This is a genomic window from Streptomyces sp. NBC_01197, assembly GCF_036010505.1.
Taxonomy (GTDB): Bacteria; Actinomycetota; Actinomycetes; order Streptomycetales; family Streptomycetaceae; genus Streptomyces.
In genome coordinates, this window is the sequence record NZ_CP108569.1 from 4492637 (window position 1) to 4505653 (window position 13017).

The following is a 13017-nucleotide window of genomic DNA, read 5'->3' on the forward strand; positions in this document are numbered from 1 at the left end:
ACCGACCCCGACAGGGTACCGGATGCCGACTCGGCCGGTCTTGTGCGTCCTGCCGTCGCCGGCCGCGGGTCGTTCGGTGACTAGGCCCGTACGGTGAGGGGAGCGCCCCTGGGCCCCCGGGTATGGCCCCGGGCCCAGTGTGCGGTGCGTGGTGTGCGCGGGCCGCCCGGGCTTGTGACCGGCCGGCATGCCACGCCCCGCTCTCCTGGGTCCTCGTGCGGGTTTACTCCTCGACCAGCATTCCGCTGCGCAGGTTCTTCAGGATGCGCGACAGGAGGCGGGAGACGTGCATCTGGGAGATGCCCAGCTTCTCGCCGATCTGGGACTGGGTCAGCTCCTCGCCGAAGCGCAGTTCCACGATGCGGCGTTCGCGGCTGTCCAGCTTGCTCAGCAGCGGTGCCAGGGCGTGCAGGTCCTCGACCGTCTCCATCGCCGGGTCGGCCTCGCCCAGGACGTCGGCGAAGGTGCGGCCGCTCTTGGTGGCCTGGCCGTCGCCTGTCGACTCGTTGGGCATGTCCAGCGAGCCGGCGGTGTAGCCGTTGCTCGCGACGATGCCCTCGACGATCTCCTCCTCGGTGAGTTCCAGGTGCTCGGCGAGTTCGGCGACGGTCGGGTCGCGGTCGAGCTCGACCGCCAGGTGTTCCTTCCCCTTGGCGATCTCGACCCGCAACTCCTGGAGCCTGCGCGGTACATGGACCGCCCAGCTGGTGTCGCGGAAGAAGCGCTTGATCTCGCCGACGATGTAAGGAACGGCGAATGTGGTGAATTCAACTTCGCGAGACAGGTCGAACCGGTCGATGGCCTTGATGAGACCGATGGTGCCGACCTGGTTGATGTCTTCCATCTCGCCGCTGCCCCGGTGACGGAAGCGGCTCGCCGCGAACCTCACCAGCGAAAGGTTCATCTCAATAAGGGTGTTGCGGGCGTACTGGTATTCGTGCGTGCCCTCTTCGAGGACCTGGAGCTGGTCGAAAAAGATTTTGGAAAGCGTTCGCGCGTCCTTCGGTGCGACCTTCCCCGCGTCCTCGATCCAGGGCAGGTCTCCTACCTCCGGCGGTGCCGACGCGGCAGCCGTGAATGCCGACTCGGCAGTCGCCGGTTCAGCAGGCGCCGACTCAGTCGTGGCGGCAGGCGCGGACATCTGCGTCATGTTGTTCAGCCTCCCCAAGTAGCGGACCCCGTTCAATGTCCGCTCCTGCCCGGATGCCGAGGCTTCAATCACCTCAGGGCAGTTGAGAGGATGGATGTGGATATTTGTCCCTGTTTGTCCCTTGGGTCGGCCTCCGGTTCGCTCGTCTCGGATTCTGCTTGCGGCCTCGTGGCCTCATATCGGTCCTTCGGGCGCTGTCCCAGTCGGAGTCCCTGTCGGAGTCCCTGCTGGACGGCCGTGTAATGCGTCATTCCGTCGCCGCTCTCCGCCTGCGGCCTGCTGGGATTCTTGTGCCCTGCCCTTTCCGGCCCATGCGGGATGCTCCTGGTTCGCACGTTGAGCGGAGTTGAAGACGGCAGAGGAGAGTGCGTGTTCTTGACCCCGTGCAGATGCGGGCCTAGCGTCCCAGGGGACTGAGCAAGCGCTTAGAGAGGGTCTTCAGTGCCGCAGACCGAGCCCCCCACCGCCTCCCCCGACCCCGCCGCCCAGGCCGCTGCCCCTGCTCCCGCTACCGCCGCCGCTTCCGTCGCCGACCCCGCCGCCGTCGAAGCCGCGCTGCGTGCCCCCGGCGCTCCCTTCGCCGTGGTCGCTGCGGAGGACGGTTCTCCGGTGTACGCGAGTGGGCCCCGCACCTTGCGGGAGTTCGTCGAAGCCGTCTGGGCCTTCGGGGATCAGCCGTTCCTCGTCGCCGAGAGCGGCACGTACACCTATGGCGAGTTCTTCGCCGCCGCATCCGCGCTCGCCCGGCGGTTCGTGGACGTGTACGGGCTCGTGCCGGGTGACCGCGCGGTGGTCGCGATGCGGAACCACCCCGAGTGGCAGATCGCCTTCTGGGCCGCCGAGTTGGCCGGGCTCGTGGCCGTACCGCTCAACGCCTGGTGGACCGAGGACGAGTTCACGTACGCCTTGGACGACTGCCGGCCCCGCGTGCTGCTGGTCGACGGTGAGCGGCTGGGGCGGGTCCTGCCGTGGGCCGGGCGGCAGGCGGAGCCGAACGGGGGTGTGCGGCCGTGGATCGTCGCCTTCCACTACGACGGCACGGGACCGGGCCGGGCCGACGGCACGGGGCCGGGTCCGTCCGGAGCTGCGGCTCCCAGCCCGTACGAGCGGTTCGAGCGCTATGACGAGCTGCCCGCCGCCGATCCCGCCCTCGGCCCGCCCGATGTGGAGATCCGCCCCGAGGACGACGCCACGATCATCTACACCTCGGGCACCACGGGCCGTCCCGAGGGTGCGGTGGCGACGCATCTCGCGCAGGTCGGCGCCATGATGAACCCCCTCTACCACGCTGCCGCCTCCGCCCTGTCGCGCGGCGCGGTTCCCGGTCAGGGGCCCGCGCCCGTGGCGCTGATGACCTTCCCCTTCTTCCATGTGGCCGCCTTCACCAGCGTCTATGCCGCGATGTCGGCGGGCGGCACCCTCGTCCTGATGCGGAAGTGGGACGCGGAGAAGGCCCTGACCGTCATCCGCACGCATGGCGTCACGTACTACGCGGGCGTCCCCGCCACCGCGCTGCAGCTGCTCGAAGCGGCCGAGCGCAGCGGCGACGGCCTGGAGAGTCTGGCCATGCTCAGCACCGGAGGCGCGGCCGCCCCGCCCGACCTCGTACGCACTGTCGTGGCCCGGCACGGCGGGCGGATCGAGCCCCGGAACGGATACGGCCTGACCGAGACGAGCGGGGGCGTACTGGCGAACTTCGGTGCGGAGTACCGCGCCCACCCCGGGAGTGTCGGCCGTCCGACGCCCGCCACCGAGGTGCGCATCGCCGACCGGTCGGGCCGGGCGCTGGGTGACGGAGAGGTCGGTGAGCTCTGGCTGCGCGGCCAGGCACTCGTCCGCGGGTACTGGAACGCCCCCGAGGCCACCGCGGCCGCCTTCCAGGACGGCTGGTTCAGGACCGGGGATCTCGCGACCGTCCACGAGGGGCGGGTCAGCGTCGTGGACCGGATCAAGGACATGGTCGTCCGGGGCGGCGAGAACGTGTACTGCGTCGAGGTGGAGGCCGCTCTGCACGCGCATCCCGATGTGCTCGACGCGGCCGTGCTCGGGGTCCCGCGCCCGGTCCTCGGCGAGGAGGTCGCCGCCGTGGTGCAGCTGCGGGACGGGAGCGAGGCCACGCCTGACGCGCTCCGGGCGCACGTCGGGGAGTCGCTGGCCGCCTTCAAGGTCCCCGCGTACGTCTTCGTACGGGCGGAGCCGCTGCCCCGCAACGCGACGGGCAAGGTGCTCAAGCGCGAGCTGCGCGGGCCCGTCCAGGAGCAGGTGTCGCGGGCCGGCTGATCCGTCGGCTGTCTGATCCCCGTCGGCTGATCCGCCGGGGAGGCTGGGGGTGAGCGACTCAGGAGCGGGTGATGCGTACCCGGTAGTCCCCGGCCTTGTCCTTGCCGGTGACGTTGATGATGATCCCGTGCGCCGCGTCGGTGAAGGTCTGGCCCACCGAGTACGGGGCGTCCGACAGTTCCGCCTGCACATTGGCGCGCAGGGTGCAGCCGCCGCTGTCCGGGGTGCTGTCCCGGACGGAGACCGGGCCCTGGCCGGTGTCGACGTCGCCGTCGACGCGGTAGACGAGGATCCCCGGGCGGCACACCGCGTCGTCGTTGCCCGCCCGGGTCCGTACCTCGACCACATAGGCGGCGGACTCGGACATCGGGATCACCGCCAGTTTGGTGCCGCCCCGCGTCTCCAGCGGGGAGAGCGCCGCCTCATGGGTGCCGGGTGTCGAGGCGCAGCTGACCTGGTCGTCGTCCAGCCAGCCGAGCTTCCACTTGTGCCAGCCCAGCATGTCGTTGTTGGCCCCCCAGTCCTCGGACATGATGTCCCAGTGCCCGACCGAGCCGCCGCCGCTGGAGGTGTAGAGGTCGGGGAGGCCGAAGGTGTGCCCGTTCTCGTGCGGCAGGACGCGGTAGCCGGTGTGGCTGTACGAACCCGATCCGTCGTCCTGGCGGCTGTAGATGAACGACATGTTGGAGAGTTTGACGCCGTCCGCGACGGGCGCCTCGTCATTGCCGGAGAACGTCACCGAGAGCACGGTGTCCAGCGCGGAGGGGCCCGCGTTCGGCGTGGCCAGCACATTGATCAGGTCGTACTTGCGGAAATCCACCTGCTGGTCGGCGGCCCTCACGATGTCCTGGGCGAGCCGCCGGTAGCCAGGCTGGTACGGGGAGCCCCGCTGTATTCCGTACGAGCTGAACGGCGACGGCATCCGCAGCCAGCGTTTGACGGGGGCCTCGGGGTGGTAGTCGAGCCGCCCGTAGGAGCTGGTGCGGTACCAGTTCGAGGTCTGTGGGAAGAACTCGCCGTACCGCTTCATCGGGGGCTCGGACCCATGCGCGTCCGGGAAGTCGACCATGAGCGTGAGGGCGTGGATGGAGCCGGTCGAGCGGGCGTAGCCCGGTGCGGTGGGCAGTCCCTCGGACATCTGGACGCCCAGCGCGCCGCCGATCCGGCACGGGCCGAGCGTTACGGCGGAGCCGCCGTGATCGGCGCGTACGGAGAGCCGGCCGGTGGTGGCCGCGGGGCCGCCCGCCGGGGTCCGCTGGATCAGAGTGGTGCTGCCCGAGGTCAGCGCGGCCAGTGCGAGCACGGCGAGGGTGACGACGGCCAGCGGACGGCGGGGGGATCGTATCCGGCAGCGGGGGGGCCGTGAACGGCCGGAGGGGCTGCCGCTCGACCTGGGGCGGGTCTGATGCATGCCTTCGCCTTCGGGCCGCGGCAGCCGACGGTTCCGAGCTGCACTCGTTCGATCACCCTGTGTCGGGCGAGGCGGGGGCGCGCGCTGGGTGGGCCGATCGGGGACATTTCCGGACGTTCGGGGCGTGATGCGGGTCACATGCGACGGGGGAAATAACTGGGGACCGTTTCCCCGTTTGCACCGGTGTCACAGAGAACCGGGGAGACCCTCCCCGGTTACGGGAACCAGAACAGTCCGGGAACGAACCCGGGACCGGAACAAACCGGTACCAGAACGAAAACCGGAACCGGGAACGAACCAGAACCAGATCGGGAAAGGGAAGGGAGCGCCGTGGAAACCGCCACCGCCGACCGGCCGCGCATCAGGGCCGACGCCCTGCGCAACCGGGAGCGGATCGTTTCGGCCGCGCGTGAGATGTTCGTGGAGTACGGGCCTGATGTGCCGCTCGACGAGATCGCCCGCCGGGCCGGCGTCGGCAACGCCACGCTCTACCGCAACTTCCCCGACCGGATCGAACTCTTCCGGCATGTGGTTCTCTCCGTCATGGCCCGCGTCGCGGACCAGGTGGAGGCGGCCATCGCCGAAGAGCCCGACAGTTTCGCCGCTCTCCGCCGTTTTGTGCACGCGGCTGCCGAAGAGAAGATCGGTGCGCTGTGCCCGATGCTCTCCGACGGCTTCGACCGTGCGGACACGGAGATCATGGCGGCGCGCGACCGGCTCGCGGAGTCCGTGGAGGACCTCATGGGCCGTGCGCGCGAGGAAGGGCAACTGCGCTCCGATGTCGCCGTCGGGGATCTGTTCGTCGCTCTCTCCCAGCTCACCCGGCCACTGCCGGGCGCGGGCTGTCTGGGTCTCGACCGCTTCGTCCACCGGCATCTGCAGCTGTTCCTCGACGGGCTTCAGGCCTCGGCGCGGACGGTACTTCCTGGGTCACCGGCGACTCTTGAAGACCTGCGTCGTCCGTCGTGACGCAGCCGTAATGCCCGGGCTCCACGCGTGATCGCACCGACGGTTGAACGCAGTGAAGCCTGAACGTACGCAGTGAAGCCTGAACGTACACAGCGAAGCCTGAACGAACGCTGTGAACCCCGAACACACCGAAGCCTGCACGCCGTTGAACACCATGCTCGATCTCGACGTTTGATCACGACGCCTGAACAGGACGCCCGATGCACGCCTGACCTCGATGCCTGACGCCCGCGTACGCGCCTGAGGCGCCCGCCGGAGCGCACACCCGCCAAAAGCACACCCGCTGAAAGCACGCCTGCTAAACGCACACCGCGAGACGCACGCCCGCGGGCTCTGTCGACTTCCGTTCTGACCTCTCCGCACCCCTAGGTGGCCACCGCCATGTCAACATCAATGTCAAAATCCATACCGAAAAACGCCGACATATCGCTCCCTGACCCCAATCGCTGGAAGGCACTCGTCTTCATCGCCCTGGCGCAGCTGATGGTGGTGCTCGACGCGACGATCGTGAACATCGCGCTGCCGCACGCCCAGGTCGACCTGGGCATCTCGGACGCCAACAAGCAGTGGGTCATCACGGCCTACGCCCTCGCCTTCGGCGGGCTCCTGCTCTTCGGTGGCCGCATCGGCGACCTGTGGGGCCGTAAGCGGGCCTTCGTTATCGGGCTGCTCGGCTTCGCCGCGGCCTCCGCTGTCGGCGGCGCCGCCGCCAACGAGGCGATGCTGCTGACCTCCCGCGCCGCGCAGGGCGTCTTCGGCGCGCTGCTCGCACCGGCCGCGCTGTCGCTGCTCGCCGTGACCTTCACCGATGCCAAGGAGCGCGCAAAGGCGTTCGGCATCTTCGGGGCCATCGCCGGTGGTGGTGGCGCCGTGGGCCTGCTGCTCGGCGGATTCCTCACCGAGTACCTGGACTGGCGCTGGACGTTCTTCGTCAACATCCCGTTCGCGGCCGTCGCCGCACTCGGTGCGTACTTCGTGATCCGTGAGCCCGTCGGCGGGCGCAACCGTTCGCCGCTGGACATCCCCGGTGTCCTGCTCTCCACGTCGGGTCTGGTCTCGCTGGTGTACGGCTTCACGCGCGCCGCGTCCAACGGCTGGTCCGACCCGGTCACGATCGGCCTGTTCGTCGCCACCGTCGTCCTGCTCGGAGCGTTCGTGGCCGTCGAGTCGAAGGTCAAGGCCCCCCTCCTGCCGCTGCGTGTGGTCGCCGACCGCAACCGCGGTGGCATCTACGCCTCGCTCGGCCTGGCCATCATCGGGATGTTCGGTCTCTTCCTCTTCCTGACGTACTACCTCCAGGTCGTGCAGGGCTACTCCTCGGTCAGGACCGGCTTCGCCTTCCTGCCGATGGTCGCCGCCATGATCACGGGCTCCACGCAGATCGGCGCCCGGCTGATGACCCGGGTGCCCGCCCGGTTCCTGATGGGTCCCGGCTTCGCCGTCGCGGCCGTCGGGATGCTGCTGCTGACCCGTATCGAGGTCGGTTCCTCGTACGCCACGGTGATCCTGCCGGGTGTGGTGCTGCTGGGTCTCGGCATGGGTACGGCGTTCATGCCCGCCATGTCGCTCGCCACGCACGGCATCGCACCGCGTGACGCGGGTGTCGCGTCGGCGATGGTCAACACCTCGCAGCAGGTGGGCGGCGCGATCGGCACGGCGCTGCTGAACACGATCGCCGCCTCCGCCACCACCGCGTACCTCGTGGGGCACGCGGCGGCCGGCGGCAACCCGAAGCTGGTCCAGGCCCAGGCGCTGGTGCATGGCTACACGAACGCGATCTGGGTGGCGGTCGGCATCCTCGCGATCGCCTCGGTCATCGCGCTGACGTTCATCAACGCAGGCCGCCCCTCGGTCACTCCGACGGCCTCGGGCTCCGGTTCCGCGGACTCCGACGCTGTCGAGGACGAGGTGCGGATCCCGGTGATCGCGCACTGAATCACCGGGTCACCGGGTCACCGGGTCGCGCCGGCACGGAAGGTCTGCCCGGTCCCGGTTACGGAAAGTCTGCCCTGGTTCCGCAGGATGTCCCAGCAGTGGAGGCGTCAGCGGAGCCAGGGCAGATCCGCGTCCTCATCCTGTGGCTGGAGCCCCTCGGCCAACACCCGCATGATCTCGCCGAGCTGGCCGCTCTGTTCGGGCGAGAGCCGGTCGAACAGTGCCTGCCGTACGGCATCGACATGGCCGGGCGCGGTCCGCTCAAGCACCTTCGTGCCGGCGGGCGTCAGAACCGCGTTCTGGCCGCGCTTGTCGGACGGGCAGTCCTCGCGGCGCACCCAGCCGTTCCGCTCCAGTCGCGCTATCGCGTGCGAGAGCCGGGAGCGGGTGATCTTCGCGTCCATCGCCAGCTCGGTCATCCGCATCCGCCGCCGGGGCGCCTGGGAGAGCTTCACGAGCAGCCCGTAGTAGATGTGCGGCATCCCGGCGTCCCGCTGCAACTGGCGGTCGAGGTGATCCTCCAGGAGCGTGGTGGCGTGGAGGTACGCGCGCCAGACGCGCTGCTCGTCCTCGCTGAGCCAGCGCGGTTCGTCAGGGGGCGGTGCCGAGGTCATGTGCTCCACTGTACGACTCTTTCTTGAATATTAAACTAGATGTGGCTAAGGTCTGATCCCGAGTACATGCTTGAGACTTCAATTAATGGAGTTGTCGCCCATGCCCGCCATCGCCCCCGAGCGCATGCCCGCCCTCTACCTCTCCCATGGCGCGCCCCCGCTCGCCGACGATCCGGTCTGGCCTGGCCAGCTCGCCGACTGGTCCGCCGGTCTGCCACGCCCCAAGGCCATTCTGATGGTCTCCGCGCACTGGGAGGACGCCCCGCTGGCGCTCGGTGCGACGGAGACCGTGCCCCTGGTCTATGACTTCTGGGGATTTCCTGAGCGGTACTACGGGGTCCGGTACGACGCTCCCGGTGCGCCCCTGCTGGCGGAGAGCGTGCGGAAGCTGCTGCGCGGCGCGGGTCATCCGGTCCAGGACGTCCCGGACCGGGGCCTCGACCACGGTGCGTACGTCCCGCTGGTGGAGATGTTCCCGGACGCAGGCGTACCCGTACTCCAGATCTCCATGCCGACGCTCGACCCGCGGAAGCTGATGGAGATCGGGCGCAGGCTCGCACCGCTGCGGGACGAAGGCGTGCTGATCGTCGGCAGCGGCTTCTTCACCCACAACCTGGCCGCGCTGCGGCACGAGGGCACCCCCGGCTGGTCCGCCGAGTTCGACGCCTGGGGGCGGGAGGCGCTGGAGAGGCGTGACATCGACGCGCTGCTCGACTTCGAGCACAAGTCCCCGTCAGGGCGGCTCGCCCACCCTCGTACCGAGCACTTCGCGCCGTTGTTCGTGACGCTCGGGGCGGCGGGGGACGGGCTGGAGAGCCGGCGCGACGTGATCGACGGCTTCTGGATGGGGCTGGCGAAGCGGTCGGTGCAGTTCGGATAGGGGGCGGCCGGGGCCCTGCCCGCCGGGCCCCGGGTGGATTGCCGCCGGGCCGCTTCCGCCGGACTGTCGATGAACTGCTTCCCGCCCGGCTGCTTCCGCCGGACTACTTCCCGCCGAGCTCCTTCTCGTACCAGGTGACGTCGTGGTAGACGCCGAACTTCCGTCCCACCTCGCGGTACGTGCCCACCGGCGTGAAGCCGAAGCGTGCGTGCAGTGCGGCTGATGCCTCGTTGGGCATGGTGATACCGGCGTACGCCCGGTGAACATCTTCGTCGCTCAGCGCCTCGAACAGCGCTTTGTAGAGCATCGTGCCGATCCCGCGCCCGGCCACGTCGGGGGCGCAGTACACGGTCACCTCGACGGAGGTGGCGTACGCGGCCTTCGGCCGGAACGCGCTGCTGGTTGCGTACCCCAGAATCCGGGCAGACGGTACCTCCTGCGCAACCAGCAGCCGGTGTGGCCCGTCTTCAGGGTGGGAGAGCAGCCAGGGACGGCGTTCCTCGGGGGTGAAGACATTCGTGTCGAATGTGATCGCAGTCTCACGGACGTAGTGGTTGTAGAGGTCGGTGAGGCCCTGGAGATCCGCCTCCTTGCCGGGCCTGACCTGCGTTTCCGTACGCTGCGAAAGCATCTGCTCTCCCTTGGTGGCCGGACAGGGTACTGCATGATCACTAAAAAGAGAGCGGGTCATGGGAATTCTGTCCGGATTCCAGTCGTTGTTTCCATCAGATGCAGGGCACCGGAGAGGGTGTTCTGCACCACACCGAGTCCTGACCAAGCCGAGTCCTGACCAAGCCACTGATTCGCGACCTCATCACGTTACTCACGTTAGGGAGCACGCATGGCAACCCGTGCCGTCGCCCGTCGATCCGACAGGGCAAGCAGCGTTCGCGCCGTAGGCGGGGAGATCGCCGACCGCGACCTGGTCGGCATGTACCTCGACGAAATAGCACGTACGCCGCTGCTCGACGCCGAAAAGGAGGTCGAGCTGTCCCAGACCATCGAGGCCGGGGTGTACGCCCAGCGGATCCTCGACGGTTCCGTGCAGAGTGTGGCGGGTGGGGCCTCGCGTGACGAGCTGGAGGCGCTGGTTGCCGCCGGGGAGCGCGCCAAGGACGTCTTTATCCGGTCCAACCTGCGACTGGTCGTCGCGGTGGCCCGCCGCTATCCGCGAGCAGGTCTGCCGCTTCTCGACCTGATCCAGGAGGGCAACGCGGGTCTGGTGCGCGCGGTCGAGAAGTTCGACTACGCCAAGGGCTTCAAGTTCTCGACGTATGCGACCTGGTGGATCCGGCAGGCCATCACCCGGTCGATAGCCGATCAGTCCCGCACTATCCGGCTCCCTGTCCACCTGGTCGAGGAGCTGGGCCGGATCCGCCGTGTCCAGCGCGAATTCAACCGCGAGCACGGCCGCGACCCGGAGCACGAGGAGATCGCCGCCGAGCTGGACACCAAGCCGGAGCGGGTGAGCGATGTGCTGGACTGGGCACGTGACCCGGTCAGCCTGAACATGCCGGTGGACGACCAGGGCGAGACCCAGTTCGGTGATCTGCTGGAGGACACGTCGGCGGTGTCGCCCGAGCAGTCCGTGATGACGCTGCTGCGCAGCGAGGAGCTCGACGAACTGATCGGCAGGCTCGATCACCGCACGGCTTCGATCATCAAGATGCGCTTCGGCATCGACGACGGCCGGGAGCGGACGCTGACCGAGGTCGGCAAGGAGCACGGGCTGACGCGTGAGCGGATCCGTCAGATCGAGAAGCACGCGCTGCTCGAACTGAAGAAGATGGCCGACGATGTGGGCTTCGACGCGGCGGCGTGAGCTGCCCGCATGGTCACCCGGCTACTGGATACGCAGTTTTGCTGTTCCGGCCCCGACCGCCGGGACCCCGATCGGCAGAACCCCAACCGCCGGACGACGCCTGCTGAGGCGCCGTCCGGCGATTGCTTGACCTGGGGGCCGGCTCCGAGACCGGCGGCCGTCCGCTCAGGCGCTGCTGAACGCCGGTTCCCTGGGCGCCTCGCCTGCGTTGGAGTCCCCTGAGTTGGAGTCCCCTTCGATGGTCCTGTCGCGGCCCTTCCCACTGCCGGTGGCTGACGCGTCCGTCCCGCTGCCCCCGTCCGCCCCGCCGGCCGCGGGCGCCCGCTTCGGCAGGGCGAACATCAGCAGGAAGATCACGCCGAGTACCCCGGCCACCCACCACAGCGAGTCCATGAACGCGTGGACGAAGGCGGGCCCGGTCGCGCTCGGGGCCGGCGGCGAAGCCGCACAGCGCGGAGGCCAGCGTGAAGCCGCCTATCCCGATGAGGAAGAGCTTCTTGCGGCCGTGGATGTCGCCGAGCCGGCCGCCCGTGATCAGCCCTGCGGCGAAGGCGAGCGCGTAACCGGCGGTGATCCACTGGATCTGGCCGAACGAGGCGCCGGTGTCCTTCTGGATGGACGGGATCGCGATGTTCACGATCGTGACGTCGACGAGGTCCATGAAGGCCGCTGTCATCACGATGGCGAGAGCCAGCCATCTGCGACGGTCCGCCCTGATCGCGGCCTGTGATGCCTGAGCTGCCTGGGCGGCTTGCGAGGCTTGCGCGGCCCGCGCCGTCTGGGCCGGCTGCGGGTCTTGTACGTCCGGCGCGTTCTGCGCAGCTTGTGCGTCCAGCTTGGTGGGCTGGGGAGTTGGGATCATGCGGGGAAGTCAACTTGGCATATAGGTCAATCTATGTCCCACTTCCCAGGCATCCTGACTGGCATGACGGACACTCCGGTACGGCTGCTGCACCTTCTCTCGCTGCTCCAGACTCCGCGCGAATGGCCCGGTGGTGAACTCGCCGAGCGCCTCGACGTCAGCAGGCGCACGGTCCGGCGCGACATCGACCGGCTGCGCGACCTCGGCTATCCCGTCCAGGCCACCCTGGGGGCCGAGGGCGGATACCGGCTGGTGGCGGGCAAGGCCATGCCGCCGCTGGTCCTCGATGACGAAGAGGCGGTGGCCATCGCGGTCGGGCTGCGCGCCGGGGCCGGGCACGCGGTCGAGGGCATCGAGGAGGCCTCCGTACGGGCCCTGGCCAAGCTGGAACAGGTGCTGCCCTCCAGGCTGCGCCACCGGGTCGCCACACTCCAGGCCGCCACGATGCCGCTGACCAGCGGCGACGGTGCGACGGTCGCCCCGGACACGCTGACGGTGATCGCGGGCGCGGCCACCGGGCCCGAGCGGCTGCGCTTCGGCTACCGCGCCGGGAACGGTACGGAGACGAAGCGGCTGGTCGAGCCGTACCGGCTGGTCTCCACCGGGCGCCGCTGGTATCTCGTGGCGTACGACATCGACCGCGAGGACTGGCGTACGTTCCGGGTCGACCGGGTGAGCCGGCCCTTCGCGACCGGGGCGCGGTTCGTCCCGCGTGAGTTGCCTGTGGGGGATGCGGCGGAGTTCGTCAGTCAGTCGCTTTCGCGGCGCCAGCCCTCGGTGGATCTCGACGTCACCTTCGAGGCCCCGGCGGAGTTTGTGGCGGCCCGGCTGCCGAACGTGATGGGCACACCCGAGGTGCTGGGCGAACGGCGTTGCCGGCTCAGAGCCCCGGTGGCGGACTCGCTGGAGTGGCTGGGGCTACGACTCACGGTGGTGGACGCGGAGTTCACCGTGCACCACCCGCCCGAGCTCGTGGAGTACCTGGCGGAGCTGGGGGCCCGGCTGGGCCGCGCGGCGGGAACAGAGGCAGCCGACCGATGACGGGGTGAGCGCCCGGGCCCGCGGGGGACGCCGAGGCGCTCGGGCTTACGGTA

Annotated in this window: 11 protein-coding genes and 1 pseudogene; 6 read left to right on the top strand and 6 right to left on the bottom strand. The window is 69.2% G+C overall.

Going from position 1 to position 13017, the window contains the following annotated elements:
- Nucleotides 1-223: 223 nt before the first annotated feature.
- Nucleotides 224-1150: an RNA polymerase sigma factor SigF gene (locus OG452_RS20610; protein WP_327297058.1), complete on the bottom strand. Its 927-nt coding sequence runs from the start codon at nucleotides 1148-1150 to the stop codon at nucleotides 224-226.
- A gap of 441 nt (nucleotides 1151-1591) precedes the next feature.
- Here OG452_RS20610 and OG452_RS20615 point away from each other — a divergent pair, with 441 nt between their 5' ends.
- Nucleotides 1592-3430, top strand: coding sequence for a class I adenylate-forming enzyme family protein (locus tag OG452_RS20615; RefSeq protein WP_442810060.1), 1839 nt, complete (start codon nucleotides 1592-1594; stop codon nucleotides 3428-3430).
- Nucleotides 3431-3488: 58 nt separating this feature from the next.
- On the opposite strand, the gene OG452_RS20620 is transcribed toward OG452_RS20615, so the two are convergent.
- The gene (locus OG452_RS20620; RefSeq protein WP_327297059.1) at nucleotides 3489-4841 is read right to left on the bottom strand and encodes a M6 family metalloprotease domain-containing protein; all 1353 of its coding nucleotides are present in this window, start codon (nucleotides 4839-4841) and stop codon (nucleotides 3489-3491) included.
- Between the two features lie 330 nt (nucleotides 4842-5171).
- Between OG452_RS20620 and OG452_RS20625 the strand changes: the two genes are divergently transcribed.
- Nucleotides 5172-5810 carry a TetR/AcrR family transcriptional regulator gene (locus tag OG452_RS20625; RefSeq protein WP_327297060.1) on the top strand — a complete coding sequence of 213 codons (639 nt, stop codon included), beginning with the start codon at nucleotides 5172-5174 and terminating at the stop codon, nucleotides 5808-5810.
- 393 nt (nucleotides 5811-6203) lie between these two features.
- Nucleotides 6204-7745, top strand: a complete 1542-nt coding sequence (locus tag OG452_RS20630; RefSeq protein WP_327297061.1) for an MFS transporter — start codon at nucleotides 6204-6206, stop codon at nucleotides 7743-7745.
- A gap of 107 nt (nucleotides 7746-7852) precedes the next feature.
- Here the strand turns inward: OG452_RS20630 and OG452_RS20635 are convergent, their stop codons facing one another.
- Nucleotides 7853-8359 carry a MarR family winged helix-turn-helix transcriptional regulator gene (locus OG452_RS20635; protein ID WP_327297062.1) on the bottom strand — a complete coding sequence of 169 codons (507 nt, stop codon included), beginning with the start codon at nucleotides 8357-8359 and terminating at the stop codon, nucleotides 7853-7855.
- A 100-nt stretch (nucleotides 8360-8459) separates the two neighbouring features.
- Here OG452_RS20635 and OG452_RS20640 point away from each other — a divergent pair, with 100 nt between their 5' ends.
- On the top strand, nucleotides 8460-9239 hold the full coding sequence (locus OG452_RS20640) for a dioxygenase family protein (RefSeq protein ID WP_327297063.1): 780 nt from the start codon (nucleotides 8460-8462) through the stop codon (nucleotides 9237-9239).
- Between the two features lie 103 nt (nucleotides 9240-9342).
- On the opposite strand, the gene OG452_RS20645 is transcribed toward OG452_RS20640, so the two are convergent.
- Complete coding sequence (locus OG452_RS20645) at nucleotides 9343-9870, bottom strand: GNAT family N-acetyltransferase (RefSeq protein ID WP_327297064.1); 528 nt, start codon at nucleotides 9868-9870, stop codon at nucleotides 9343-9345.
- Nucleotides 9871-10080: 210 nt separating this feature from the next.
- Here OG452_RS20645 and OG452_RS20650 point away from each other — a divergent pair, with 210 nt between their 5' ends.
- Nucleotides 10081-11061 carry a sigma-70 family RNA polymerase sigma factor gene (locus OG452_RS20650; protein WP_327297065.1) on the top strand — a complete coding sequence of 327 codons (981 nt, stop codon included), beginning with the start codon at nucleotides 10081-10083 and terminating at the stop codon, nucleotides 11059-11061.
- Between the two features lie 165 nt (nucleotides 11062-11226).
- On the opposite strand, the gene OG452_RS20655 is transcribed toward OG452_RS20650, so the two are convergent.
- Nucleotides 11227-11454, bottom strand: a complete 228-nt coding sequence (locus OG452_RS20655; RefSeq protein ID WP_327299893.1) for a hypothetical protein — start codon at nucleotides 11452-11454, stop codon at nucleotides 11227-11229.
- A 31-nt stretch (nucleotides 11455-11485) separates the two neighbouring features.
- Nucleotides 11486-11737: pseudogene (locus OG452_RS20660) on the bottom strand (MFS transporter); the annotation flags it as partial.
- A gap of 249 nt (nucleotides 11738-11986) precedes the next feature.
- Between OG452_RS20660 and OG452_RS20665 the strand changes: the two are divergent.
- Nucleotides 11987-12964, top strand: a complete 978-nt coding sequence (locus tag OG452_RS20665; protein ID WP_327297066.1) for a helix-turn-helix transcriptional regulator — start codon at nucleotides 11987-11989, stop codon at nucleotides 12962-12964.
- Nucleotides 12965-13017 lie beyond the last annotated feature (53 nt).

Bases quoted from the DNA above. Each gene is read 5' to 3' on its own strand.
- OG452_RS20610 (WP_327297058.1), bottom strand. From the start codon at position 1,150: ATGACGCAGATGTCCGCGCCTGCCGCCACGACTGAGTCGGCGCCTGCT.
- OG452_RS20620 (WP_327297059.1), bottom strand. From the start codon at position 4,841: ATGCATCAGACCCGCCCCAGGTCGAGCGGCAGCCCCTCCGGCCGTTCA.
- OG452_RS20630 (WP_327297061.1), top strand. From the start codon at position 6,204: ATGTCAAAATCCATACCGAAAAACGCCGACATATCGCTCCCTGACCCC.
- OG452_RS20635 (WP_327297062.1), bottom strand. From the start codon at position 8,359: ATGACCTCGGCACCGCCCCCTGACGAACCGCGCTGGCTCAGCGAGGAC.
- OG452_RS20640 (WP_327297063.1), top strand. From the start codon at position 8,460: ATGCCCGCCATCGCCCCCGAGCGCATGCCCGCCCTCTACCTCTCCCAT.
- OG452_RS20645 (WP_327297064.1), bottom strand. From the start codon at position 9,870: ATGCTTTCGCAGCGTACGGAAACGCAGGTCAGGCCCGGCAAGGAGGCG.
- OG452_RS20650 (WP_327297065.1), top strand. From the start codon at position 10,081: ATGGCAACCCGTGCCGTCGCCCGTCGATCCGACAGGGCAAGCAGCGTT.
- OG452_RS20655 (WP_327299893.1), bottom strand. From the start codon at position 11,454: ATGGACTCGCTGTGGTGGGTGGCCGGGGTACTCGGCGTGATCTTCCTG.
- OG452_RS20665 (WP_327297066.1), top strand. From the start codon at position 11,987: ATGACGGACACTCCGGTACGGCTGCTGCACCTTCTCTCGCTGCTCCAG.